This is a genomic window from Stenotrophomonas sp. PvP093 (genome assembly GCF_017876915.1).
Lineage (GTDB): Bacteria > Pseudomonadota > Gammaproteobacteria > Xanthomonadales > Xanthomonadaceae > Stenotrophomonas > Stenotrophomonas muris.
The window spans coordinates 2,617,805-2,643,324 of the sequence record NZ_JAGIOX010000004.1; the positions used below are offsets into that span (position 1 = coordinate 2,617,805).

At 67.7% G+C, this 25,520-nt stretch carries 20 protein-coding genes; 8 read left to right on the plus strand and 12 right to left on the minus strand.

All coding sequences use genetic code 11. From position 1 onward, the window contains the following. Nucleotides 1–6 precede the first annotated feature (6 nt). From J3A72_RS14580 to J3A72_RS14590, 3 genes are read right to left on the minus strand one after another with little or no spacing between them, the layout of a single operon-like run. On the minus strand, nt 7–399 hold the full coding sequence (locus J3A72_RS14580) for a nuclear transport factor 2 family protein (protein WP_075077090.1): 393 nt from the start codon (nt 397–399) through the stop codon (nt 7–9). Beyond that, nucleotides 380–3,529, minus strand: a complete 3,150-nt coding sequence (locus tag J3A72_RS14585) for a multidrug efflux RND transporter permease subunit (RefSeq protein WP_075077091.1) — start codon at nt 3,527–3,529, stop codon at nt 380–382. The genes J3A72_RS14580 and J3A72_RS14585 overlap by 20 nt, the downstream gene beginning before the upstream one ends. Nucleotides 3,530–3,565: 36 nt before the next feature. Next, nucleotides 3,566–4,714, minus strand: coding sequence for an efflux RND transporter periplasmic adaptor subunit (locus J3A72_RS14590; RefSeq protein ID WP_075077092.1), 1,149 nt, complete (start codon nt 4,712–4,714; stop codon nt 3,566–3,568). A 129-nt stretch (nt 4,715–4,843) separates the two neighbouring features. On the opposite strand from J3A72_RS14590, the gene J3A72_RS14595 reads away from it, so the two are divergent. Further along, the gene (locus tag J3A72_RS14595; protein WP_172617733.1) at nt 4,844–5,560 is read left to right on the plus strand and encodes a response regulator; all 717 of its coding nucleotides are present in this window, start codon (nt 4,844–4,846) and stop codon (nt 5,558–5,560) included. Continuing rightward, a complete protein-coding gene (locus J3A72_RS14600) occupies nt 5,560–6,636 on the plus strand; it encodes an ATP-binding protein (protein ID WP_075077094.1) in 1,077 nt (358 codons plus the stop codon). The genes J3A72_RS14595 and J3A72_RS14600 overlap by 1 nt, the downstream gene beginning before the upstream one ends. Here the strand turns inward: J3A72_RS14600 and J3A72_RS14605 are convergent. From J3A72_RS14605 to J3A72_RS14615, 3 genes are all read right to left on the minus strand, one after another. Next, nucleotides 6,614–8,374 carry a DUF4105 domain-containing protein gene (locus tag J3A72_RS14605; protein ID WP_049440070.1) on the minus strand — a complete coding sequence of 587 codons (1,761 nt, stop codon included), beginning with the start codon at nt 8,372–8,374 and terminating at the stop codon, nt 6,614–6,616. The two genes, J3A72_RS14600 and J3A72_RS14605, sit on opposite strands and share 23 nt — an antisense overlap. A 145-nt stretch (nt 8,375–8,519) precedes the next feature. Continuing rightward, nucleotides 8,520–8,819, minus strand: a complete 300-nt coding sequence (locus tag J3A72_RS14610) for a DUF2388 domain-containing protein (protein ID WP_014646975.1) — start codon at nt 8,817–8,819, stop codon at nt 8,520–8,522. 62 nt (nt 8,820–8,881) lie between these two features. Continuing rightward, nucleotides 8,882–10,270 (minus strand): FAD-binding oxidoreductase, encoded by a 1,389-nt coding sequence (locus tag J3A72_RS14615; protein WP_075077095.1) that lies wholly within the window; start codon nt 10,268–10,270, stop codon nt 8,882–8,884. 168 nt (nt 10,271–10,438) lie between these two features. On the opposite strand from J3A72_RS14615, the gene serA reads away from it, so the two are divergent. Then, nucleotides 10,439–11,680, plus strand: a complete 1,242-nt coding sequence (gene serA, locus J3A72_RS14620; protein WP_005416356.1) for a phosphoglycerate dehydrogenase — start codon at nt 10,439–10,441, stop codon at nt 11,678–11,680. A gap of 94 nt (nt 11,681–11,774) precedes the next feature. On the opposite strand, the gene J3A72_RS14625 is transcribed toward serA, so the two are convergent. Further along, entirely contained in the window at nt 11,775–12,389 is a 615-nt protein-coding gene (locus J3A72_RS14625; protein ID WP_080469304.1) for an NUDIX hydrolase, read from the minus strand. Between the two features lie 131 nt (nt 12,390–12,520). On the opposite strand from J3A72_RS14625, the gene J3A72_RS14630 reads away from it, so the two are divergent. The 5 genes from J3A72_RS14630 to mtnC all read left to right on the plus strand — a co-directional run bounded on the left by J3A72_RS14630 (nt 12,521) and on the right by mtnC (nt 18,051). Further along, nucleotides 12,521–13,996: an amino acid permease gene (locus J3A72_RS14630; protein WP_014646972.1), complete on the plus strand. Its 1,476-nt coding sequence runs from the start codon at nt 12,521–12,523 to the stop codon at nt 13,994–13,996. A gap of 81 nt (nt 13,997–14,077) precedes the next feature. Then, the gene (locus J3A72_RS14635; RefSeq protein ID WP_075077097.1) at nt 14,078–15,505 is read left to right on the plus strand and encodes an amino acid permease; all 1,428 of its coding nucleotides are present in this window, start codon (nt 14,078–14,080) and stop codon (nt 15,503–15,505) included. Nucleotides 15,506–16,060: 555 nt separating this feature from the next. Next, a complete protein-coding gene (locus tag J3A72_RS14640) occupies nt 16,061–16,702 on the plus strand; it encodes a methylthioribulose 1-phosphate dehydratase (RefSeq protein ID WP_041863375.1) in 642 nt (213 codons plus the stop codon). Nucleotides 16,703–16,794: 92 nt separating this feature from the next. Continuing rightward, nucleotides 16,795–17,352, plus strand: a complete 558-nt coding sequence (locus tag J3A72_RS14645; protein WP_005409451.1) for an acireductone dioxygenase — start codon at nt 16,795–16,797, stop codon at nt 17,350–17,352. Nucleotides 17,353–17,355: 3 nt separating this feature from the next. Continuing rightward, nucleotides 17,356–18,051 (plus strand): acireductone synthase, encoded by a 696-nt coding sequence (gene mtnC, locus J3A72_RS14650; protein WP_014646969.1) that lies wholly within the window; start codon nt 17,356–17,358, stop codon nt 18,049–18,051. 81 nt (nt 18,052–18,132) lie between these two features. On the opposite strand, the gene J3A72_RS14655 is transcribed toward mtnC, so the two are convergent. The 5 genes from J3A72_RS14655 to J3A72_RS14675 form a co-directional block, all read right to left on the minus strand. After that, nucleotides 18,133–20,751: a glycoside hydrolase family 2 protein gene (locus J3A72_RS14655; RefSeq protein WP_075077214.1), complete on the minus strand. Its 2,619-nt coding sequence runs from the start codon at nt 20,749–20,751 to the stop codon at nt 18,133–18,135. Between the two features lie 77 nt (nt 20,752–20,828). Further along, nucleotides 20,829–22,055 carry an AGE family epimerase/isomerase gene (locus J3A72_RS14660; RefSeq protein ID WP_075077213.1) on the minus strand — a complete coding sequence of 409 codons (1,227 nt, stop codon included), beginning with the start codon at nt 22,053–22,055 and terminating at the stop codon, nt 20,829–20,831. After that, nucleotides 22,052–23,047 (minus strand): carbohydrate kinase, encoded by a 996-nt coding sequence (locus J3A72_RS14665; protein ID WP_075077212.1) that lies wholly within the window; start codon nt 23,045–23,047, stop codon nt 22,052–22,054. Before J3A72_RS14665 ends, J3A72_RS14660 begins: the two co-directional genes overlap by 4 nt. A gap of 7 nt (nt 23,048–23,054) precedes the next feature. Beyond that, the gene (gene fucP / locus J3A72_RS14670; protein ID WP_032957977.1) at nt 23,055–24,368 is read right to left on the minus strand and encodes an L-fucose:H+ symporter permease; all 1,314 of its coding nucleotides are present in this window, start codon (nt 24,366–24,368) and stop codon (nt 23,055–23,057) included. Between the two features lie 60 nt (nt 24,369–24,428). Beyond that, nucleotides 24,429–25,478 carry a LacI family DNA-binding transcriptional regulator gene (locus tag J3A72_RS14675; RefSeq protein WP_014646964.1) on the minus strand — a complete coding sequence of 350 codons (1,050 nt, stop codon included), beginning with the start codon at nt 25,476–25,478 and terminating at the stop codon, nt 24,429–24,431. Nucleotides 25,479–25,520 lie beyond the last annotated feature (42 nt).

The window sequence follows — 25,520 nt, forward strand, 5'->3', positions numbered from 1 at the left end:
CCGTACTCACGCGGCCAGTACCGCCATCGACAACAGCTGCGCACCGCTGCCGGCGGAACTGCAGGTCCAGACCCGCAGCAGGCGCAGCTTCACTTCACGCTCCCGGCCCTGCCGCCACACGGACAACCGCACGTCGCTGGACAGCAACGCCAGGCGGCCACACAGCAGCGCCTCCACCGCGTGCAGCTGCAGGCTTCGCACCTGCAGGCTGCCGGCCAGCCAATCGCCCAGCCATGGCAGATCGAGCATGCGGCCGCCGTGGCCTTCCATCATGAACAAGGCCGGCGATACCAGCGCGTTCAACGCATCGTGGTCATTTTCCAGCAGCGCCGCGCACAGGCGCTGCTCCAGCGCCATCAACTGTTGCTCATGCAGATCTTCAACGATGTTCCGTTCCATCCACGGTTCCTCCCGGCATCGGCCGGCGCCTGCGCAGGCGCTGCGCGATCCACTGCCGCGCGCCCTGCACCACTACATAGAAGACCGGCACGAAGAACACGGCCAGCACGGTCGCACTGACCATCCCGCCGAACACACCGGTTCCAATCGCCTGCTGGGTTTCCTTCGACGCGCCCTGCGCCAGCATCAGCGGCACCACGCCCAGCGCGAATGCCAGCGAGGTCATCACGATCGGGCGCAGGCGCAGCCTGGCCGCCTCCAATGCCGCCTCGACCAGGCCGCGCCCCTGCTGCTGCAGCTGCCGCGCGAACTCGACAATGAGGATCGCGTTCTTCGCCGACAGCCCGATCACGGTGATCATGCCGACCTTGAAGAACACATCGTTGGGCATGCCACGCAACAGCACCGCGGCGACCGCACCGAGCAGGCCGAGTGGCACCACCAGCATCACCGCCAGCGGGATCGACCAGCTCTCGTACAGCGCCGCCAGCACCAGGAACACCACCAGCATCGACAACAGCAGCAGCCACGGCGCCTGCGCCCCCGACTCACGCTCCTGCAGCGACTGGCTGGTCCACTGCAGGGCAAAACCGGACGGCAGCTTCCCAGCCAACCGCTCCATCTCCGCCATGGCCTGGCCGGTCGACACGCCGGAGGCCGGTGCGCCGGACAGATTCAACGCCGGGAAGCCGAGGTAGCGCTGCAGCTGCAGCGGCGCCTCGGTCCAGTGCGGGGTCACCAGTTCCGACAACGCCACCATGCCGCCCTCGCTGTTGCGCACGTACAGATTCAGCACGTCCTCCAGTTCCATGCGATGCGGCGCGTCGGCCTGCAGGATCACCTGCTGCAACCGGCCCTTGTTGGGGAAATCATTGACGTACTGCGAGCCCATCGCCGCTGACAGCGTGCTGCTGATGTGCTCGAAGCCCACGCCCATCGCCTCGGCCTTGGCGCGATCAATGTCCAGCCGCACGCTGGTACCTGCCGGCAGGCCATCGGCATGCACCTCCGACAGCAGCGGACTGGCGTCGGCCAGCTTCAGCAGCTGCTGCAGGGCCGCGCGCAGCTCGGCCTGGCTCTGCCCGGTACGCGCCTGCAGGGCCAGCGAGAACCCGGACGAACGGCCCAGGCTGTCGATCGCCGGCGGCATCACGCTCATCACTTCGCCCTCGGCAACCGTGGCCATCGCCTGCTGCGCGGCCTCCACCTCGCCGGCCGCGGTGGCGCCAGCACGCTCGCCCCAGTCCTTCAGCATGGTGTAGGTCAGCGCCGCGCTCGGGCCGGAACCGGAGAAGCTGTAACCGAGGATCGACTGGTTGGAGCCGATGCCCGGGCGCGAGGCCACGTGCCGTTCGTAGGCTTCGACCACCGCCAGCGTGCGTTCGGCGGTGGCTTCGGCCGGCAGCTGGATCGAGGTCATGAAATAGCCCTGGTCCTCTTCCGGCAGGAACGCGCCCGGCAGCCAGTGCAGGCCCAGCAGCAGCGCCGCCACCAGCGCGGCGAACACGCCCATCACCCGGCCGCTTCGCTGCAGCACGGAGGCCACGCCACGCTGGTAGCGCCCGGTCAACGCCTCGAAGCCACGATTGAAGGCGCCGAACAGCCCGCCACGACCATGATGGCCGTAGGTGTTCGGGCGCAGCAGGGTCGCGCACAGCGCCGGTGTCAGGCTCAGTGCCAGCAGCGCCGAAAACAGGATCGACACCGCCATCGCCACGGTGAACTGGCGGTAGATCGCGCCCACCGAGCCGCTGGCCAAGGCCATCGGAATGAACACCGCAGTCAGCACCAGGGTGATGCCGATCACCGCGCCGGTCAGCTCGCGCATCGCCTTGATGGTCGCCTCGCGCGGCGGCAGGCCCTCCTCGGCCATGATCCGCTCCACGCCCTCGACCACCACGATCGCGTCGTCGACGATGATGCCGATCGCCAGCACCATGCCGAACATGGTCAGCACGTTGATCGAGAAGCCCAGCGCCAGCATCACCGCGAAGGTACCGAGCAGCGCGATCGGTGCAACCAGCGCCGGAATCAGCGTGTAGCGCCAGTTCTGCAGGAACAGGTACATCACCGCGAACACCAGCAGCATCGCCTCCAGCAGCGTCTGCACCACCTTCTGGATCGAGATCTTCACGAACGGCGCGGTGTCGAACGGGATGCTCGCCTCCACGCCGCGCGGCAACAGCGGCGCCAGTTCCGCCATGCGCTCACGGACCGCCGACGCCGTGCGCACCGCATTCGCGCCCGGCCGCAGCTGCACCCCGGCGGCGGTGGCCGGATGGCCATCCTCGCGGGTGCCCCAGGCATAGCTCTGCGCGCCCAGTTCGACGCGGGCGACATCACCCAGCACCACCCGTGAACCGTCGGCCCCGGCGCGCAGTACGATCGCCGCGAACTGTTCCGGCGTGGACAACTGGCCGTCGGCGCTGAGCGGCACGGTGATGCGCTGGCCTGGAACACCCGGCGAATCACCGATGCGCCCCGGCGAGATCTCCAGGTTCTGCTGCTCGATGGCAGTGGCCACATCGCCCATGGTCAGGCCGTAGCCGGTCAACCGGGTCGGGTCCAGCCACACGCGCATCGCCTGCTCGGCACCGAACAACTGCACGCGACCGACGCCATCGATGCGGCGCAGCTCTTCGATGATGTTGCGCGCCATGAAATCGCCCAGCGCGGCCTCGCTGACGCTGGCATCCGGCGAACGCAGGCCGACCAGCATCAGGAAGCCGGAATCGGCGGCCTCCACGAACAGGCCGTTCTGCCGCACGCTGCGCGGAAGGCGCGGCTCGATCGCCTTGATCCGGTTCTGCACGTCCACCTGCGCCAGTTCCGGATTGGTGCCGGGCTTGAAGGTGGCGGTGATCGAGGCTTCGCCGGAGGTGTCCACCGACGATTCGAAGTACAGCAGATGCTTGACGCTGGACAGCTCGCGCTCGATCAGGCCGACCACCGCATCGTTCAACGTCTGCGGGCTCGCACCCGGGTAGCTGGCATAGATGCTGACGCTGGGCGGCGCGACCGCCGGATAGCGCTCCACGGCCAGGCGCGGAATCGCCAGCGCGCCGGCCAGGATGATGAAGATCGCCAGCACCCAGGCGAACACCGGGCGATCGATGAAGAAACGTGCCATGTTGGATTTTCCTGGAGGGGCTGTCCCGGGAAAGGCTCAGCCGTTGCTGCCGGCCTGCACCGCACCGGCGCTGGCGACCGGCTTCTGCCAGTCGCGCGCATCGACCACCACGCCTTCCTGCAGGCGCTCCTGGCCCTCGACCACCACTTTCTCGCCGGCCTTCAGGCCCGCGCGCACCAGCCACTGGCGATCGACGCTGCCGTCCACCTCCAGCGTGCGGATCACCGCCCTGCCGTCGGCGCCTATCACCCAGGCATAGGCCTGGCCACCGGCGCTGCGCAGCACGGCCTGCTGTGGCACGGTCAACGCGCTGGCCGGGGCACCCCGCGGCACCCTCGCGCGCACATACATGCCGGGCAGCAGCTGCCGCCGCGGGTTGTCCACCAGGATGCGCAGGATCACATCACCCGTCCGTGCATCGACATTGATACCGGAGAACAGCAGCTGGCCACGCTCGGGCAGCGGCTTGCCGGCGGCACCGATGATGGTCACCGGCAGCTTGTCGCCGCCGGCCGCACTGCGCTGCAGCGACTCCAGCTGCGCCGCCGGCTGGCGCACATCCACGTAGACCTGGTCGATCTGCTGTACCACGGCCATCGGCTCGGCATCGGCCACGCCGACCAGCGCACCTTCGGTCACCAATGCCTGATCGATACGACCGGCAATCGGTGCGCTGACCGTGGCATAGCGCAGGTCGAGCTGGCGACGGGACAGGATCGCGCGCGCTTCATTCACTGCCGCGCGTGCCTGCTCGTACTCGGCGCTGGCGTCGTCCCGATGCTGCTGGCTGACCGCCTGCGCGGCAGCCAGGGCGTGCAGGCGCTGCGACTGCACGCGACTGCGGCCCAACGCCGCCTCACTGCGCTGCAGTGCGGCCAGCGCCGAATCGACGTCGGCCCGGAACGCTGCCGGGTCAATCTGGAACAAGGCCTGGCCTGCACTGATTTCCGCCCCCTGGTCGAACAGGCGCCGCTGCACGATGCCGCCCACCTGTGCGCGGATCTGCGCGGTGCGCACCGCCGCGACGCGGCCTGGCAGTTCGTCGTCACGTTGCACCACCTGCGGGCCGACGCTGATCACGCTGACGCGCGGCGCCGCCTCGGGGGTGGCTTCGGGAGTGGAGCAGGCCGTCATGGCCAAGGCGAGGGCCGCGATCAACGCGACCGGAGTCCTGAAGGTTCTCATTGCTGTGCACAATGCCGCGCAGGCGGCGGATAGGTTCTGAAGCGCGCAGTCTGCGTGGCGATGATGGGGTTTCGATGGAGGAACTGTGGAGATACGATGGAGGCAAGCACCTTACGGCCCCGCCCCTGCATGCATGCCTCCCCTGCCCTCGCCGCCCTCGTCCTGATCGTCGAGGATGAGGCCGAGATCGCCGACATCCTTACTGCCTACCTGGAACGCGAAGGACTGCGCACGCTGCGCGCCGCCGATGGCCACAGCGCACTGGACCTGCACCGCAGCGCCCGGCCCGACCTGGTCCTGCTCGATGTGCAGCTGCCGCGCCTGGACGGCTGGAGCGTGCTGACCCAGCTGCGCCAGCGCGGCGAGACGCCGGTGATCATGCTGACCGCACTGGACCAGGACCTGGACAAGCTGACCGCGCTGCGGATGGGCGCTGATGACTACGTGGTCAAGCCCTTCAACCCGGCCGAGGTGGCCGCGCGCGTGCGCGCCGTACTGCGGCGCACGCTGCGCGCCGCGCGCGTGGACGCACCCACCGCGTTGCGCGTCGGCCCGCTGCTGATCGACTCGGCCACCCACGCGGTGCACGTGGAGGGCGAAGGCTACAGCCACGAAGTGCTGCTCACCCTCACCGAGTTCAAGCTGCTGCACTGCATGGCGCTGGCGCCGACGCGCATCTTCAGCCGCAGCGAGCTGATGCACGAATGCCTGCCGGAAAGCGAAGCACTGGAGCGCACCGTCGACAGCCATGTCAGCAAGCTGCGCCGCAAGCTGGATGAAGTGGGCATGGTCAACGTCCCAGCCAGCGTGCGTGGCGTCGGCTACCGGCTGATGGCCGATCGCTGATGCCCTCCCTGCGCCGCTCCGGGCTGAGCCGCCACATCATCGTTTCGATGTCGCTGATGGTGATCGGCGTCATCGTGATGATGATCCTGTCATCGTGGCTGCTGTACGCGGTGCTGGTCGAGTTCTTCCCCGGCAGTGCCGAGGAGCCGGAAAGCTGGCTGCCGACCGGCCCGGAACTGGCATGGATGGTGGGCGTGATCCTGACCGGGCTGGCGCTGGCCATCGCCGCCTCGTTCCGCCTCGCCCACCGCATCCTGTCGCCGCTGAATTCGCTGGTGGACAGCGTGCGTGCGCTCGCGGGCGGCGACCTGGGTGCACGCGCCAGCGTCGAGGAAAATTCGCCGGGCGAAGTGGCGACCCTGGTCGAGGACTTCAATGCGATGGCGCGCCGCCTGCAGCACATGGAGAGCGAGCGCGCGATGTGGCACGCGGCCATCGCCCATGAGCTGCGCACGCCGGTGACGATCCTGCGTGGCCGCCTGCAGGGGCTGGCAGAGGGTGTGTTCCAGCCAGACGAGTCGCAGTTCCGCAGCCTGCTGGCCCAGGTCGAAGGGCTGTCACGGCTGATCGAGGACCTGCGCGTGCTGAGCCTGTCCGACAACGCGCGGCTGGACGTGCGTCGCGCGCGCACCGACGTGGCGGCCGAGGTGCATTCGGTGATGACCCTGGTCGATCCACAGTTCCGCGCCGCCGGCTTCGTGCTGGAGCTGGAAACCAGCCGCGAGGAACACAACGCGCACTGCGACCCGACCCGCCTGCGCCAGGCATTGCTGGCGCTGCTGGAGAACGCGCGGCGCTATGCCAGCCCGGGCAAGGTGCGGATTGCAGTGCATGACACGCCCGGCCACGTGCAGGTGGCGATCGAAGACGAGGGTCCGGGCATCGACCCGGAACTGCACGCGGATATCTTCACCCCGTTCATGCGTGGCGACGGTTCGCGTTCGCGACAGGGCGGCGGCAGCGGGCTCGGCCTGGCGGTGGTCAAGGCCATCGCCGACGCGCACGGTGGCCGCGTCTACTGCATCCCGGGCAGCGCCGGCGGCAGCCGCTTCGTCATCGAACTGCCGCGCCAGTAGCCGGGCGGGCTGCCTGCGTACGCAGGTGTGCACCGAGTGCGGCCAGATTGGCGTCGATCGCATCCATTTCCTCGCGCTGGCGGATCGGCAGCTGCTGGCGCAGCTGGCCGCGCAATGCCTGCCACGCCGGGACGGCCTGCGCACTGGCAGTGGCCACGGCCGCGGACAGCAGCGCCTGCTCGTCGCCCAGCGGCAATCCATAGCCGTCATCCTGCAGCAGCGTCCCCGGGCGCAGCCACTGCCCGCTCTGCTCCAGCAACCCGCGCAGGCTGCGCGTTTCAGCGCTGTCCGGTGCGGCCAGCAGCTGCCGCTTGAGCACATCGCGTGCGCGCAGCTCGGCGCGCCGCTGCGCGGCCTGTTCCAGCAGCAACAGGCCGGCACTGGCACGCAGGTCACCCTGCAGCAGCCACGGTGCGCGTTGCTGTGCAGGCAGCTTCAACCAGCCGCGCACATCACGAGCGGGCAAGGCCAGCTGGGCCGCGGCCACTGCGAACAACTGCTGGTAGTGGTCGCGCGCCGAGGCGAAGTAGTAGCCCTGCGCCTGCGCTGCAGTGCGGTCCGCCAGTACCCTCTCGTCGAGCACATCCAGCCGCACCAGTCGCCGCTTCAGGCCGCGCGGGCTCAGTTGGGCCAGGCCCGCCTCGCCAAGGCGCGGCACCCCGGCCTGCAGCAGCTTGGCGGTTTCCACCGCGCAGTTGTTGCTGACGAAGTAATAGCGCCCGTCATAGCTCCAGTGCACCTGCGCGGTGCGCTCGAGCAGGCTGGCGATTTCGCTGCGGCCCAACTGCAGCGGCAGCGACTGCAGCCCGCGCAGCTCGACCTTGGTGTACTCGTCCACCACCTGCTGCAGGGGCAGCACGAACAGCCGCGACGGATAGCCGCCGGTCAGGCCACGCCAGTTGGATATCTGCACGTCGCCCACGAACGCGCGGAACGACAGCACGCGGTGGTACTCCAGGTCCAGGCGGCAGTCCGGCCCAGGTACGCGGCCCGGCTTGCAGACCACCAGCCGCAGCATGCTGTGGCCCCAGCGACTCATCGGCTGCGCACTGCCTTCGGCGAACAGGTAGTCCACCGCGTAGACGCGCGCCGGGTCGAGCTGCAGCAGCGATGCAGCGCCCTCCTCCGATTCGGCCTGCAGCAGGGGCAGCGTCGTGGCGCACCGCGGCCGTGGCAGCGACGGTGGTGTTCCGAAATGCGCCTGGTACCACTGCGCCAACGCGGGCCGCCGGCAGGCGAACTCGCCGTCGAGCACGAAATGCTCGGCATTCACGGCCAGGTACTCGGCCGGGTTCGCCAGTTCATAGACATCCGGGCTGCGATCACGGAAATCGTTATCGCCCCGGCCGAGGTGCCAGGGCCTGCGCTGCCAGCCCGCAAGGTCACGCCATCGCACGCTCTGCGACCAGTTCGCACCGCCACGGTCGGCGACGTGGGTCAGTTCATGCACCAGCGCACTGCGGCGCGCACGGCGGTTGCCGGGCATGCCGTCATCCAGCAGGGTGCGGCGCAACGTAATGCGGCCGGCGAAAGCGCGCCCGTGCACCTCGGCGGGAAGGTCATCACTCCAGCGCACCTGCACCTGAGCCGGCAAAGCGCGCAGCAGGCCTTCCGGCAGCAGGGACTGCACGTCGGCCAGGGTCTGGCTGGCGAGCTGCTGCTGCGTCGGATCGAGACCGGAGGGATCGAGCTGCAGCCGATCAGCCGCGTGGACGGAAGGGATGAGCAGCCATGCCAATGCGGCGATCCACCCGCACCGCACGCTGTGCTTCCGTAGAGCCGAGCCATGCTCGGCTGCTGTTGCGATCCGGGTGCGCCGGGCATCCAGCCGGGCATGGCTCGGCTCTGCAGAAAGCGATGACGCCGAGGTCATGCAGCCCGCATCAACGCGCCAGCAGCGCGCGGGCCAGTTCCAGGTCGCTCTGTTGCTGTGCGGCAGCGCTCTGCTCACGCAGGTGGACCAGCGCGGCCTGCAGGCGGGCGCCACGGATCTGGCCGTCGCTGGCGACGAACGCAGCGGCATCGTCGCGCGCGGCTCGCACCACCTTGTCGTCGCCCGAGCTGCTGCCCGAGGAACCGGAGGAGGCACCGGTCGCCGAACCGGCCGAGGTGCCAGCGAAGCTGGAAGCGAAGCCGGCCAGCGGCAGGGACAGCAGGGCGAGCAGCAGAAGCGGACGGGTCATCGGTTCGAAGCCGGTTGTGAAGGTGCGTGGAGCGTAACGGGTACGTGAAGGATTTGCCCGGCTCAGGCGTCGAACAGCTTGCCGGGATTCAGCCGCGCTTGGGGATCGAACGCGCGTTTGACCGCCTTCATGAGCGCGATCTCGGCGCGGCCGCGGGTGCTGTCCAGGTAGCCCTTCTTGACCAGTCCGATGCCGTGCTCGGCCGAGATGCTGCCATCGAAGCGGGCCAGCACCTGCGCCAGCAGCTTGGTCACGTGCTCGCACTGCGCCACGAAGTCGGCGTCGCTGGTGTCGTCCGGCTTGAGCACGTTGATGTGCAGGTTGCCATCGCCGATATGGCCGAACCAGACCACGTCGAAGTGCGGGTAGGCCTGCCCGATCAGTGCCTGGGTCTCGGCCAGGAACGCCGGCATCGCCGAGATCCGCACCGAGACGTCATTCTTGTAGGGCTTGTAGCGCGCCAGCGACTCGGTGATGCCTTCGCGCAGGCGCCACAGCTGGGCGGCCTGGGCATCGCTGGCACTGATCACACCGTCGCTGACCCAGCCGTTGCCCATGCAGTCCTCGAAGGCCGCCATCGCCGCGGCTTCCTGTGCCTCGTCGTTGGCCGCGAACTCGGTGACGACGTAGTACGGATGCACCTCGTCGAACGGTGCCTGCGCGCCATGCGCCAGCACGTGCTCCAGCGCCCGGTCGGTGAAGAATTCGAAGGCCTGCAGCTGCAGGCGCGCGCGGAACGCGGCGAACACCTGCATCAGCACCTCGAAGCTGGGCACGGCCAGCAGCATCACGTTGCTGGCCGGCGGCGGATCGGTGAGTTTCACTGTCGCCTCGACGATCACGCCCAACGTGCCTTCCGAACCGATCAGCAGCTGGCGGAAGTCATAGCCGCTGGAGTTCTTGATCAGGCCCTTGTTGAGTTCCAGCAGTTCGCCGCTGGCGGTAACCACCTTCAGCCCGGCGATCCACTCGCGGGTATTGCCATAGCGGATCACGCGGATGCCGCCGGCATTGGTGGCGATGTTGCCGCCGATCGTGCACGACCCGCGCGCAGCGAAGTCCACCGGGTAGATCAGGCCGTGGTCCAGCGCGGCGTTGTGCACGGCCTCCAGCGGCATGCCGGCCTGCACCACCAGGGTGCGATCGACCGCGTCGTAGGCCAGTGCCTTGTTCATCCGTTCCAGGCTGAGCACCAGCTCGCCGTTGGCGGCCACCGCGCCACCGGAAAGGCCGGTACGTCCGCCGGACGGCACCACGGCCACGCCCTCGCCCGCACTCCAGCGCATCACCGCCTGTACTTCCTCGACCGTGGCCGGCAGTGCGATCGCCAGCGGCGCTGGCGTCCAGCGCCGGGTCCAGTCGCGCCCGTAATGCTCCAGGTCGGCCGGGTCGGTCTTCAGCTTCAGGCCGGGACAGGCCTGCTGCAGCGAGGCAATGCGGGAATCGGTCATGACGGTCCAACGCGGTGCGTGAAGACGGGCAAGCGTGCCAGCGGTACGCGCCAGCGTCCAGCCCCGCAGCGATACAGATAGCTACGGATGCAACCAATTGCGCACTGCACCATGGGCGCTTCGATCTGGCATAGTGGTCAGCCCCTGTCCCACTGGCCGTGTTGCCCCATGTCGCCGAAGAAGACCTCGTTCCCGAAGCAGGATATCCGCGTGCTGTTGCTGGAGGGGGTCAGCCAGACCGCCGTGGAGGTGTTCAGCGCCGCCGGCTACAGCCAGATCGAGGCGCACACCAAGGCGCTGCCCGAGGACGAACTGAAGGCGCGCATCGCCGAGGCGCACATCGTCGGCATCCGCTCGCGCACCCAGCTCAGCGCCGAGGTGCTGGCCGAGGCCAAGCGCCTGATCGCGGTGGGCTGCTTCTGCATCGGCACCAACCAGGTCGACCTGGACGCAGCCGAGCTGGCCGGCATCCCGGTGTTCAACGCGCCCTACTCCAACACCCGCAGCGTGGCCGAGCTGGTGATCGCCGAGGCGATCATGCTGACCCGCGGCATTCCGCAGAAGAACGCCGAATGCCATCGCGGCGGCTGGTCGAAGTCGGCCAGCGGCAGCCATGAAGTGCGCGGCAAGACGCTGGGCATCATCGGTTACGGCCACATCGGCACCCAGGTCGGCGTGCTGGCCGAATCGCTGGGCATGCAGGTGATCTTCCACGACGTGGAAACCAAGCTGGCACTGGGCAATGCCCGTGCAGCGGCCAGCCTGGACGACCTGCTGGCACGGGCTGACATCGTCACCCTGCATGTGCCGGAGACCCCAGCCACGCAATGGATGATCGGCAGCACCGAGCTGGCGAAGATGCGCAAGGGCGCGCACCTGATCAATGCCGCGCGCGGCACCGTGGTCGACATCGATGCACTGGACGCGGCCCTGGCCAGCGGCCACGTCGGTGGTGCCGCGCTGGACGTGTTCCCGGTCGAGCCGAAGGGCAATGGCGATATCTTCGAATCGCCGCTGACCCGCCACGACAACGTGATCCTGACCCCGCACGTGGGCGGCAGCACGCTGGAAGCGCAGGACAACATCGGCGTGGAGGTGGCGGCCAAGCTGGTGCGCTACAGCGACAACGGCAGCACGCTGTCGGCGGTCAACTTCCCGGAAGTGACCCTGCCCGAACACGAGGACAGCCTGCGCCTGCTGCACATCCACCAGAACGTGCCGGGCGTGCTGTCCAGGGTCAACGAGATCTTCTCGCGCCACAACGTCAACATCGACGGCCAGTTCCTGCGCACCGACCCGAAGGTGGGCTACGTGGTGATCGACATCACCGCCAGCGAGGCGCAGGCCGCCGCCGTCCGCGACGAACTGGCCGCGATTCCGGGCACGCTGCGGACGCGCATCCTGTACTGACGCGCGTTCCGCCTTGCACTTGTAGAGCCGAGCCCATGCTCGGCTGCACTTCTGGCCGACATTGAGCCGAGCATTGGCTCGGCTCTACATATGGCTAGCGCGCCAGCCAGCGGTGTGCCATGCGCTGCATGGATTCATCCGATTCCGGATCGGCCGCGACCTCGGTCACCGGCCGCCAGGCCAGGTCGAGCGATTCCTCGCTGAGCACGAAGGCCTCGCCCCCCAGCGCCCGTATCACGAAACGCACGTCGTAGTGCCAGTGTCCCGGCACGTCCTTGCGCTCCGGAATCCAGTGCTTGTCCAGATCGAAGATGGCCGGGTCTTCCAGCACCAGGCCGCTCAGGCCCGACTCCTCCTCGGCTTCCTTCAGCGCCACCCGGGCCAGGTCACGGTCGCCGTCGGCGTGGCCGCCCAGCTGCAGCCAGCGCTGCAGCTTGCGGTGGTGGGTGAGCAGCAGGCGCTGGCCATCGGCGCTGACCAGCCAGCAGCTGGCGGTGAAGTGGCCGGCCAGGCGCTCGCGGCGGAACGGATCTTCCGGATCATCCAGCAATGTGCCGAATTCGGCAGCCAGGGCGTCGTGGGCGGGTTCGCGGCGCGCGTAGTCCCGGAGCAGGCCGCGCAGGCGATCGTCAAGCGCGGCAAGGGTTTCGGCGGTCTGGCTCATGAATGGGGGCGGTTCGGAAAAATACTGCTCATTATCGCCGTTCATTGTTGCGATTGCGCTTGTGCGTTGGCTTCAGCTTTGGCTAAGGTACAGCGGGCCGTTCGCACGGCCTTCACCATCAAGGCAGCCGGCAACGTATCGGCCGCCCACCCCATCCGATCACTAGGAAGTACTGCATGCTGAAAGCTCTGTTGAGGGTCAAGCCGGTCGAGCCGGCCGGGCACGTCGATGCCGGCGAACCCATCGAAGGCAGCCTGGACGGCGAAGCCACGTTGAAACGGACCCTCACGGCTAAACACCTCATCCTGCTGGGCGTGGGTGCGGTGATCGGCGCAGGCATCTTCGTGCTGACCGGCCAGGCCGCAGCCAACCACGCGGGCCCGGCGGTCATGCTGTCGTTCGTGCTGGCCGGTTTCGCCTGTGCGCTGGCAGGCCTGTGCTATGCCGAGTTCGCGGCGATGATGCCGGTCTCCGGCAGTGCCTACTCCTATTCCTACGCCACCCTCGGCGAAGGCATGGCCTGGTTCATCGGCTGGTGCCTGGTGCTGGAGTACCTGTTCGCCTCGGCCTCGGTCGCGGTGGGCTGGTCGGCCTACCTGATCAGCTTCATCACCACCACGCTGCACATGCCCTTCCCGGACATGCTCAGCGCCGCGCCCATCGCCTGGACCGGCAGCGAGTTCGTCTCCTCCGGCAAGCTGTTCAACCTGCCGGCGGTGCTGATCGTGGCGGCGGTATCCGGCCTGCTGTACGTGGGCGTGACCCAGTCGGCGTTCGTCAACGCCATCATCGTGGCGATCAAGGTCACCGTCATCTGCCTGTTCATCGGCATCGGCGCGGCCCACATCGACCCGGCCAACTGGCACCCATTCATTCCGGAAAACACCGGCGTGCCGGGTGAGTTCGGCTGGAGCGGTATCTTCCGCGCCGCCACCATCGTGTTCTTCGCGTACATCGGCTTCGATGCGGTCTCCACCGCTGCCGGTGAGACCAAGGACCCGCAACGCAACATGCCGATCGGCCTGCTCGGCTCGCTGGCCGTGTGCACGATCGTCTACATCATCGTCTGTGCGGTGCTGACCGGCATGATGCCGTACCACCTGCTGGGCACCGACAAGCCGGTGGCGACCGCGCTGGAGCCCTACCCGACCCTGTCCTGGCTGAAGACGTTCGTGGAAGTCGGCGCCATCGCCGGCCTGTCCTCGGTGGTGCTGGTGATGATGATGGGCCAGACCCGCATCGCCTACACCATCTCCCGCGACGGCCTGCTGCCGAAGTTCTTCGGCAAGGTCCACGCCCGCTTCCGCACCCCGTACGTCGCCACCATCGTGGTCGGCGTGATCGCCGCCGCGCTGGCCGGCCTGGTGCCGCTGAACGTGCTGGGCGAGCTGGTCTCGATGGGCACCCTGCTGGCCTTCGCCACGGTCTGCATCGGCGTGCTGGTGCTGCGCTATTCCAAGCCGGACCTGCACCGCCCGTTCCGCGTGCCGATGGTCTGGATCATCTGCCCGCTCGGCGCGGCCACCTGCCTGTTCCTGTTCTGGCAGGCGTTCGTGGTGCATTGGCACCTGTTCGTTGGCTGGACGCTGCTCGGCCTGCTGATTTACCTGGGCTACGGCATCCGCAACAGCAAGCTCGCCAAGTCGCCCTGATCCGCCTTCGGGCCGGCCTCGCGCCGGCCCGTCCGTTTTCCCGCGCGCCGCCCATGGCGCGCTTCGACAAGACCACCACACATGTTCAAGCAACTGTGGGCCACCAAGCATCCGCATGCCGCCCATGAAGACGCCAACGGCCTGAGCCTGCGTCGCCACCTTGGCCCCTGGGGGCTGACCGCCCTGGGCATCGGCGCGGTGATCGGCGGCGGCATCTTCGTCATCACCGGCCAGGCCGCCGCCAACCACGCCGGCCCGGCGATCATGCTGTCCTTCGTGCTGGCCGCCATCTGCTGCGCCTTCTGCGCGCTGGCCTATGCCGAATTCGCCTCGATGGTGCCGGTCTCCGGCAGCGCCTACACCTACACCTACGCCACCTTCGGCGAGCTCTCGGCCTGGTTCATCGGCTGGATGCTGGTGCTCGAGTACGGCGTCTCCGCCTCGGCGGTGGCGGTCAGCTGGACCGGTTATTTCCTCAGCCTGCTCAGCCAGTTCGACATCCATCTACCGGCGGCACTGGTCAGCGCGCCACTGGACGCGCAGCTGCGCCCCACCGGCGCGATCGCCAACCTGCCCGCCGCCGCACTGGTGCTGCTGCTGACCTGGCTGTGCTACGTCGGCATCAGCAAGTCCTCGGCGATGAACATGGCGATGGTCGTGCTCAAGACCGGCCTGATCGTGCTGGTCATCGTGGTCGGTTGGAAATACGTGGACACCAGCAACTGGACCCCGTTCATTCCGGCCAATGAAGGCCCGGGCAAGTACGGCATGGAAGGCGTGCTGCGTGGCGCGGCGATGGTGTTCTTCGCCTACATCGGTTTCGAGGCGGTATCGGTGGCGGCGCAGGAATCGAAGAACCCGCAGCGTGACATGCCGATCGGCATGATGCTGTCGCTGGTGATCTGCACCGTGTTGTATATCGCAATGGCCGCAGTGATGACTGGCCTGGTGCCGTTCCAGCTGCTGGGCACCGACGAGCCGGTGGTGACTGCCGTGGCCGCGCACCCACAGCTGGGCTGGCTGCGCTGGGTGGTCGAGGTCGGTGCGCTGGTCGGCCTGTCTTCGGTGGTGCTGGTGATGATCATCGGCCAGCCGCGCATCTTCATGATCATGGGGCGCGACGGCCTGCTGCCACCGGTGTTCACCCGGATCCACCCGAAGTACCGCACGCCGCACATCAACACCGTGATCACCGGCATCGGCATCGCGCTGCTGGCGGCGCTGTTCCCGCTGGACATCCTCGGCGAGCTGACCTCGATGGGCACGCTGATCGCGTTCGCCGCAGTCTGTGCCGGCGTGCTGATCCTGCGCCGCACCCAGCCGGACCTGCCGCGCCCGTTCCGCATGCCGATGGCGTGGCTGATCTGCAGCCTGGGCGTGCTGAGCTGCCTGGCGCTGCTGTCGGCGATGACGATGCACAACTGGATGCTGATGGGGGTGTGGACGGTCGTCGGTTTCGTGATCTATTTCTGCTACGGGCTCCGGCACAGCCGCCTGCGGGGTCAGTAAGGGGTTTTTGTATTGCAGGGCCTGCGGCCCTGCACCCGCCTTTGAAGCCGGAGCGACGGCAAGAGCTGGGCTGAGGGTTTGGCGGGGAGGGGGGAGATTGCGGGGGACGCTGCAAGTACATCCCTGTAAGCTCGGTCGCCGCATCCATGCGGCTCACGCCCCCGCAACCTCCCCCCTCCCCGCCTCCGACAGTCTCCTGGCACGTCCAGTAGATCCACGCCATGCGTGGATGAATTGCGTCTGAGAGATGAATTCTCTCCGGTCGATGAATCCCCTGTAGAGCCGAGCCATGCTCGGCTCCGAGCAAGCCCAGCGCCGCGACCCGCTTTTCGCTTTTCCTTCTTCACTCCGTGGCTGGCCGCACGCCGGAACCTGTCCGAGGCGGGTGGGTGGGCCGTGCAGGGGCGTTGGTGCCATGTATGGCGCCATCGAGCTTACAGGGACGTACTTGCAGCGTCCCCTGCACGGCCCACCCGCCCCGCCCGCCCATGAACCGCTCTACACGACCCGCCACGAGGGGCTCAGCCGTTGGCCGAATCCAGTAAAATCGCCGGCATGAACGCCCCCACCTTCCCGTACGACACCGCGCGCCTGAGCGAACTGGCCCAGCTGCTGATCGACAACGTCCGCGAACTGGCGCACGCCGGCTGGACCCCGGCCACCAGCAGCAATTTCTCCCACCGCCTGGATGACCGCCACGCCGCGATCACCGTGTCCGGCAAGGACAAGGGCCGGCTGATCGAGGACGACATCATGGTGGTGGACTTCGACGGCCTGGCCGTCGGTCGCCCGCTGCGCCCGTCCGCCGAGACCCTGCTGCACACCCAGCTGTACCGCCGCTTCCCGGAAATCGGCTGTGTGCTGCATACGCATTCGCCGGTGCAGACCATCGCTTCGCGCCTGTACGCGCCGCAGGGTCATATCCGCCTGGAAGGCTACGAGCTGCTGAAGGCCTTCGCCGGCAACAGCACCCATGAAATGGCCATCGACGTGCCGGTGTTCGCCAACACCCAGGACATGAACGTGCTCTCGGCGCAGGTCGACGACCTGCTCGACCGGCAGAACCTGTGGGGTTACCTGATCGACGGCCACGGCCTGTATGCCTGGGGCCGTGACATGGCCGAGGCGCGCCGCCACCTGGAAGCCTTCGAATTCCTGTTCCACTGCGAGCTCGAGCTGCGCAAGCTGCGCGGCTGAGCCTGCGCGCAGGTGCAGATGCCGATCCGGAATCTGCGCCTCGCCCCCACCCTGCTACCCTGTCTTCCCCCCGAGACGTTCAAGCTGCCGCCATGAGCCGACTGCGCATCTACGACGACACCCGCCCCGAATCGCCGCTGCTGGACACCCAGGACGGCGCGGTCATCGCTGCCGAGCTGCAGAAGATCGGCGTCACCTTCGAGCGCTGGCAGGCCACCGCGCCAGTCGCGCCGGGCGCCAGCCAGGAGGAAGTGTTCGCCGCCTACCGTGCAGACATCGACCGCCTGGTCGCCGAGCGCGGCTTCAAGAGCGTGGACGTGGCCTCGATCGCCCCGGACAACCCGAACCGCGCCGAGCTGCGCAAGAAGTTCCTCGACGAGCACTTCCACAAGGAAGACGAGGTGCGCTTCTTCGTCGCAGGCTCGGGCCTGTTCACCCTGCACGTGGGTGACAAGGTCTATGAGATCGAGTGCGTGAAGGACGACCTGATCGCCGTGCCCGATGGCACCACCCACTGGTTCGACATGGGCGATGAACCGAGCTTCGTGGCGATCCGCTTCTTCACCGAGCCGGACGGCTGGGTGGGTCATTTCACCGGCACCGACATCGCGCAGAAGTTCCCCCGTTACGTACCTACCCAGGCGTCCTGATCCATGCAGCCCCGCGTCATCCTGACCGACATCGAAGGCACCACCAGCAGCATCTCGTTCGTCAAGAACGTGCTGTTCCCCTATGCCCGCAAGGCCTTGCCCGCGTTCGTCGCCGAACATGGCCAGCAGCCGGAGGTCCGCCGCTGGCTGGACGCGGTGGCTACCGAGATCGGCGGCGCCTGCCAGGACAGCCTGGTGGCCGAGACGCTGCAGGGCTGGATTGACCAGGACCGCAAGCACACCGCACTGAAGGCGCTGCAGGGCCTGATCTGGGATGAGGGCTACCGTCGCGGCGACTACACCGCGCACTTCTACCCGGAAGTGGCACCGGTGCTGAAGGGCTGGCATGCCTCCGGCCTGCCGCTGTACGTGTACTCCTCCGGCTCGGTGCCGGCACAGAAGCTGTTCTTCGGCTTCAGCGATGCCGGTGACCTCAGCCCGCTGGTGTCGGGCTGGTTCGATACCGAGATGGGTGGCAAGCGTGAGGCCGACAGCTACCGCCGCATCGTGCAGGCCATTGGCGTGCCGGCCGGCGAAATCCTGTTCCTGTCCGATGTGGTCGAAGAACTGGATGCTGCCCGCGAAGCCGGCCTGCAGACCCGGCTGATCGACCGCCTGGATGACTACCCGATGCCGCGTACCGGCCAGTCCGCCAACGGCCACGAGCGGGTCGAGAACTTCCAGCAGATCCAGCTGTAAGCAAAATGGTAGAGGCCAACCTTGGTTGGCAGGCTCCTGGTGTGCCAACCAAGGTTGGCACCTGCCAAAGCGGGATATCCCTCAACGGTCGTTGAGGGTCTTCACCCTCAGCGCCTCGCGCAGGGTAACCAGATCCACCGGGCCGCGCACCGCGATATCGCGGGTTTCGCCCGGCAGCAGATCCAGCAGGTTTTCTTCGACCTGCACGTCCAGCGCGCCGAAGTCGATCCACCCCGCGCGCACGTACGCCGCGCTTTCCAGCCGCAGTCGATAGTGGTCGCCTTCGATGGACAAGGTGGCCTTGAGCTTCTGCCGCGGCAATACCTGGTCCTTGGCTTCGACGAATCCGACCACCTGCCGTGCGCTCACCGCCCCGTTCTGCAGCAGTTCAAACACCGCCACCGTGCGCTTCGGATCGGCACCGGCCAGCAACTCGGCATCGCGAAAATCACCGATCGAGGTGACGCCCGACGCCGCAAGCGTCACCGCATCCTCGCGACGGCGCAGCACCTTCCCTTCCACGTCCATCACCCGCAGCCGCCAACGTGCATCCAGCGCCACACCGTCATTGATCAGGCGTACCCGCGTGCTGCCCTCATCGCGCAGCGCGGCTACCGTGACCGGCGCGAAGAAGCGCCGCGCGGCGAAGTGCAGCGCCTTCCAGCGGCCGAAATAATCCACGCTGGACCACGAGGCGCCTGGCCAGACATCGTTGAGCTGCCAGTACAGCGAACCCATCGTGTATGGCCGGGAGGCGCGATGATGCAGCGCCGCCAGTGCGATGCCATCGGCCTGCATGACCTGGCTGAGGTAGACGAAGTCCTCGAAGTCCTTCGGCGTGCCATAGCCCTGTTCGATGTAGTGCAACAGGCGGCTGTTGCCCTCGCCGGCCATGAACTTCTGGTGCGCACGGATCACCGGGCTGTCGATGCGCTGCTCGGCGCGGGTGGCGATCTGGTCCACCGTCGCCACCGACGGCCACGCCTGCAGCCCGTACTCGGACATGAAGCGCGGCGTCTCACGCAGGTAGGCCTGCACCGGCAGCGCCGGATTGCCCCAGACCTGCCAGTAGTGCTTGTCGCCGCGGGTGGAATCGTTGGCCTTCTCGTCCAGATCGTTGCTGGGCGAACTGGACCAGTACGGTACGCCCAGTCCTTCCTCGCCCACCACCTGGCGCAGGTCGTTGCCAAACAGGTCGACATAGCCCTGCCAGACCTTCGCCGCAAATGCCGGGTCGGCCGCCTTCAGGTCGCGGCCGTGACCCCAGTCCTTCCAGGCGGTTTCTTCCTCGTTGTTGCCACACCACAGCACGATGCTGGGGTGATGGCGCAGCCGGCGCACGTTGTCGCGCGCCTCGGCCACCACGCTGGCACGGAAGGCCGGATCATAGCCCGGCTGCATGCCGCCGCCGAACATGAAGTCCTGCCAGACCAGCAGGCCCAGCTCATCGGCGATGTCGAAGAACGCGTCGTCCTCGTAGTAGCCACCGCCCCAGTTGCGCAGCATGTTCATGTTGGCGTCGCGCGCGGCGGTCAGCACCTGGCGCAGGCGTGCTGCGTCGACGCGGGCGGGGAAGGCATCGAACGGAATGACGTTGGCGCCCTTGGCGAAGATCGGCACGCCGTTGATGACGAAGGCGAAGCCCTGCCCGCCCTTGCCGTCCTCTTCGCGGCGCAGTTCGACCGTGCGCAGGCCGATGCGCTGCTCGCGCACCAGCGTTGCGTCGGCACCGCCATCCAGGCGCGCCTGCACGGTATAGCGATCCTGCGCACCATGGCCGACCGGCCACCACCGCTTCGGTTCCGCCAGTTCAATCGGTAGTTCAACACTGTTCTGCCCGGGCTTCAGCAGTACGGTGCGCTGCTGCTGGGCCACGCTGCGACCCTGCGGATCGAGGACTTCCACATTGACGACCGCAGAACCGGTGGCGCTGCCCTGCTCCACCTGCAGCAGCACCGCCAGCTTCGCCTGCTCCGCGCTCAATGCATCGGTGCGCACGGCAAGACTGGTCAGGCGGTGCGTATCCCAGGCCTGCAGGTCGACCCCGCGCCAGACCCCGGCGGTGACATAACGCGGGCCCCAGTCCCAACCGAAGTGGTAGGCCGGCTTGCGCGCGAAGTTTCCGACCATCGCGTCCTTCGGCTCATCGCCATACGGCGACGGGTAGTTGCCAGCGATCCTGTGTGGCATCGCCTGTACGCCCGGAAGCAGCGTGCGGATCGGTGAGCGGAACACGATCTGCAGTTCATTGCCCCTGGCGCGCAGATGCCCTTCCACGCGCGCGCGCCAGGTCCGGTGCGCGTTGTCCGCGCGCAGCAGCGGCTTGCCGTTGAGGCTTACTTCGGCATAAGTGTCCAGCCCGTCGAAGCGCAGTTCGGCATGGGGCTTGGCCAGCATCGCCGCGTCCACGTCGAAGCGCGCGCGGTACTCCCAGGCCGCCAGGCCGATCCATTGCAGCTCCGCTTCGGGCGCACCCACGTACGGGTCGCGGATCAGCGCATGCGCCAGCAGGTCGGTGTGCACGCTGCCCGGCACCGTTGCCGCACGCCATTGCTGCAGGCCTGGGTGGGCGGCGCCCTGCGCGTCGCCGGGCAGCATGCGGAACTCCCACTGTGCCTGCAGAGGCGCTGCAATTGCCGGGAAGGCCGACGTTGCGACCAGCAGCAGGAGCAGACGGACAACGAGGGAAAGACGATGCACGCGGAGCTCCTGTTTTTCCGCCGGGCGTGGCCCGGCGCTACTGATTCCGATTCATCATGCGTATGGCGACACGCGCCTCAACGCACCACGTTCAACACTTCGTAGCACGCGCCCATGGTGTGGTAATCCACCTTGCCGGCCGGGCTCTTCTCGTCGCTGTACTTGCGGTTGTCGGCATCGAGGATGCGGAACCAGGCGCCGAACTGATGGTCGACGAAGTGTTCCCACGAATACGCCCAGATGCGTTCGTACCACTGCCAGTAGCGGTCATCGCCGGTGCGCTTGGCCATCAGTGCGGCGGTCGCCAGCGTTTCGGCCTGCACCCAGAAGTACTTGTCGTCGTCGCAGACAAAGCTGTCGCCGCCGATCGGCGCGCCATCCATGCCCGGCTGCCGGCGCGATTCCGGTGCGAAGCCGTAGTACAGGCCGCCTCGCGCGTCGTCCCAGCTGCGCGCCACGGCCACGTCGAACAGGTGCTGCGCGGTCGGCACCAGCCAGTCGGCCTGCACGTGGCGATCAAGGATCAGCAGCAGCTTGGCCCACTCGGTCTGGTGCCCCGGTTGGAAGCCCCACGGGCGGAACAGGTGCTTGGGGTCGTCCAGGTTGTAGTCCCAGTCGATCTCCCAGTTCTCATCGTAGTGCTCCCAGACCAGCCCGCCGGCCTTGGCCGCCTGGCGGCGGGTCATGTTGTCGGCCAGCTGCAGCGCGCGCTCCACATAGCGCTGCTCGCCACTGGCCTCGAACGCGGCCAGCATCGCCTCGCACATGTGCATGTTGGCGTTCTGTCCACGGTAGCCGGTGAAGTTCCACTGGCCATCCGCTTCATCCTTGTAGAGCCCGTGCTGCGGCTCCCAGAAGCGCGCTTCCAGCAGCTGCCAGGTCTCGTCCATCCACGCGCCGGCCTGCTCGATACCTGCCTTCAGCGCGCAGCTGTAGGCCAGCAGCACGAAGGCCACGCCGTAGCAGTGGTTCATGTCGTCCTCGACCTTGCCATCACGCAGGGTCCAGGCGTAGCCGCCGGTGGCGGGGTTGCGGTGCACCTCGCGCAGGTAGCGCACGCCGTGCTCGACCGCGTCGCGGTACTCGGCATTGCCGAACTCGCGGTAGGCCATCGCGTAGTTGAAGACGAAGCGGGTGCTGCTCACCAGGTGGCGATGGCTGGCATCGTAGATGCTGCCGTCATCACGGAAGTAGTGGAAAAAGCCACCATTGGGATCGATGCAGCGCGGGTGGTAGAACGCCATGGTGTCGGCGATGTGCGCGCGCAGGAACGCGGGCGAACGGAAATCGGGCGCGGTGCTCATGCGGTAATGTCCTGTGCCTGCAGCAGCTGCTGCACTTCATCGAGCGAGGGCATCGCGGCGAACGCGCCCTTGCGGGTAACAGCCAGCGCGCCGACCGCAGCGCCGAAGCGCAGCGTGGCGGTGATCGCCTCGGGGTCCTGGCAGAAGGCGGTAAAACCGGCACCGGCCCCGCCGCGCTCCAGCAGGCCGACCAGCACGCCGCCGACGAAGGCATCACCGGCCGCCGTGGTGTCGACCGTGGCCACGCGGAAGCTGGTGACCGTGCCGTGGTTGTCGCGGGTGTACCAGTGCAGCGTGGCTGCACCATCGGTGACGATCACCCAGCGCGCCCGCGCGGCCAGCAGGCGCCGCAGCACCGCCGCCTCGCCATCGGCGCCCAGCGGCGCGGCCAGGTAGTCCAGCTCCTCGCGCGACAGCTTGACCAGGTCGGCGCGTTCCAGCGCCTGCCACAGGCGCGGCGCCGGGTCCTCGTTCGCCGGCCACAGGGCAGGACGCAGGTTGAGGTCCAGGCTGACCACCGCACCGGCAGCGCGGGCCCGTTCCATGCCGGCGAAGGTCGCCTCGGCGATGGCCGGCTCGGTCAGGCTGTTGGAACAGACGTGGAAGCATTGCGCGCTGTCGAGGCACGCCGCCTGGAAGTCGCTGTCACGGAACAGCAGGTCAGCCGCCGGCGGGCGGTAGAAACTGAAGCTGCGCTCGCCATTGGCATCCAGAGCCACGAAGGCCAGTGCGGTCTTGGCCGCGTCGGTGCGCACGATGTAATCGGTACCCACGCCGTGCTCGACCAGGCTGTCGGCCAGGAAGTCGCCGAACATGTCACGGCCCAGCATGCCGACGAACTGGGTCTTCGCACCCAGCCGCGCAGCCGCCACCGCGACGTTGGCCGGCGCCCCACCGGCGTACTGCAGGAACGCACGCGGGGTGTCGGCCGAGGCCGGCGGCTGTGCTAGTAGATCGATCAAAATTTCGCCGAAGCAAACGATGGCACCCATTCCGGACTCAGCCTCCCTGCGTTGCGGAGGCCGGCGTACGCGCACCGACCAGTCCGTAGAAAATGATGTAGCCGTAGCACAGCAGCGGCAGGATGAAGCTGGCCTGCACGCCGATGTGGTCGGCCAGCACGCCCTGCAGGTACGGCACCACGGCACCGCCGACGATGGCCATGATCAGCAGGCTGGACCCCTTGTTGGTCAGCGGGCCGAGGCGCTCGATGCTCAGCGCGAAGATGGTCGGGAACATGATCGAGTTGAACAGGCCGATGGCCACCACCGAGTACAGCGCGACGTTGCCGGAGCTCAGCATGGTGGTGACCAGCAGCGCCACGTTGACCAGCGCGAAGATCGCCAGCAGACGGCTGGGCGAGAAGCGCGCCAGCAGCGCCGAACCGGCGAAGCGGCCGATCATCGCCATCGTCCAGTAGGCAGACACGTAATGCGTGGCCTGCTGCTCGCTGAAGCCACCGATGTTCGGCATCGACAGGTAGTTGACCAGGAAGCTGCCAATCGACACTTCGGCGCCGACGTAGAAGAAGATGCCCAGCACGCCCAGCAGCAGGTGGCGCTTGCGCAGCGCATCCAGGTAGCTGTGGTGGTGGCCCTGGTCGGCCTGCTCGGTGGCGTCGCTCAGCGCCGGAAGGCGGAACAGGAATACGAACAGCGCCAGCAGCACTAACGCCACCGCCAGGCCCACGTACGGACCCTGCACAGCCTGCGCCTCGGCGGCACGGTAGGCCAGCTGCTCGGCGGCCGGCAGCGCCGCGATGTCGTCAGCGCTCTTGACCGTGTTGGACAGGATCAGCATGCCGCCGAAGATCGGGGCGATGGCCGTGCCCAGCGAGTTCAGCGCCTGCGCCAGGGTCAGGCGGCTGGAGCTGGTCTGCTCCGGGCCCAGCAGCGCGACATAGGGGTTGGCGGCCACCTGCAGCACGGTAATGCCGGTGGCCAGCACGAACAGTGCGCCGAGGAAGGCGCCATAGACGCGCAGTTCGGCCGCCGGCCAGAAGCCCAGCGCGCCGATGCCGGCGATCACCAGGCCGGCGACGATGCCTTTCTTGTAGCCCAGCGCCGCCACCAACCGCCCCGCCGGCAGCGACATCAGGAAATAGGTGCCGAAGAAGGTGAACTGCACCAGCATCGCCTTGGCGTAGTTCAGCTCGAACACCGCCTTCAGGTGCGGGATCAGGATGTCATTGAGGCAGGTCAGGAAGCCCCACATGAAGAAGATCGTGGTGACGACAGCCAACGCCTTGCCGTTGGTGACGGCGGGTGCGTTGCCCGAGGAACCCGATGGACGGGGCGTTGCGGAAATCGGCATGCGGTACGCGCCTCGATGCGCGGAAGGTCGTTGTTGCGTGGAAGGGGTGTATGAAAGGAATCAGTTCGGTCGCGCAGCACTGCTTTCGCGGATGCGCAGCTGCACCGGCGCGACCGTGCGCCGTGGCGGCGCATCCGGTTCGTCCAGCCGTTGCAGCAGCAGCGCGGCCGCTTGCCGGCCACGCTCGCGCGGGTCGGCAGTGAGCGTGGTCAACGGTGGCACCGCCACCGCAGCCTCGGAAATGTCATCGAAACCAGTAACGGCAAAGTCGCCACCGGGACGGATGCCACGCGAGTTCAAGCCCAGCATCAGGCCCAGCGCGACGGTGTCGTTGTAGCAGACCGCCGCACTCGGACGATGGCCATCGGCAAACAGTTCATCGGTGCGCGCTGCTGCTTCCAGGCGGTTCGGCGCCGACTCGATCATCCAACCCGGCGGCAGCGACAGCCCGGCCTCGGCCAGCGCCTGCTGGAAACCGGCGCGGCGCTGGTGGCAGGAACTGGATGCGGCGTGGCCGCCGAAGAAGGCGATCTGGCGATGGCCGCGCTCGATCAGGTGGCGCGTGGCCAGATAGGCGCCGTGCTGGTTGTCCAGGGTCAGGAAGTCCCAGTCAGCCCCGGCCAGTTCGCGGTTGAACAGCAGCACGTTGGCATTGGCGCCCAGCGCCTGCCGCAACTGCGCGGTGTCGCTGCCCTCGGCAGGCGACAGGATCAGGCCGGCCGGGGTGTGCTCCATCAGCGTGGACAGCACGGCCTGCTGGCGCTCTGGCGATTCCCCGGTGCTGCCCAGCAACGTCACGTAACCGCGCCCGCCCAGCGCCTCGTCCACGCCTGACGCGAATTCGGCGAAGAACGGGTTGGACAGGTCGTTGATCACCAGCGCGATGCTCGACGAGGTGCGCCGGCGCAGGTTGGCCGCCGCGCGGTTGTAGACATAGCGCTGGCGGCGCAGCTCGGCCTCGACCTTGGCGCGGGTATCGACATTGACCAGCGGGCTGCCGCGCAGCACCAGCGACACGGTTGCCCGTGACACGCCGATCGCACGCGCGATGTCGGTCACCGTCACCGCCTTACCGGCGCGCTTGCTGGGACTGCTGCCGTTGTCGTTCATCGTCTTCCCGGACTCCGCTGGAAGCTCAAGCCTAATGGATCA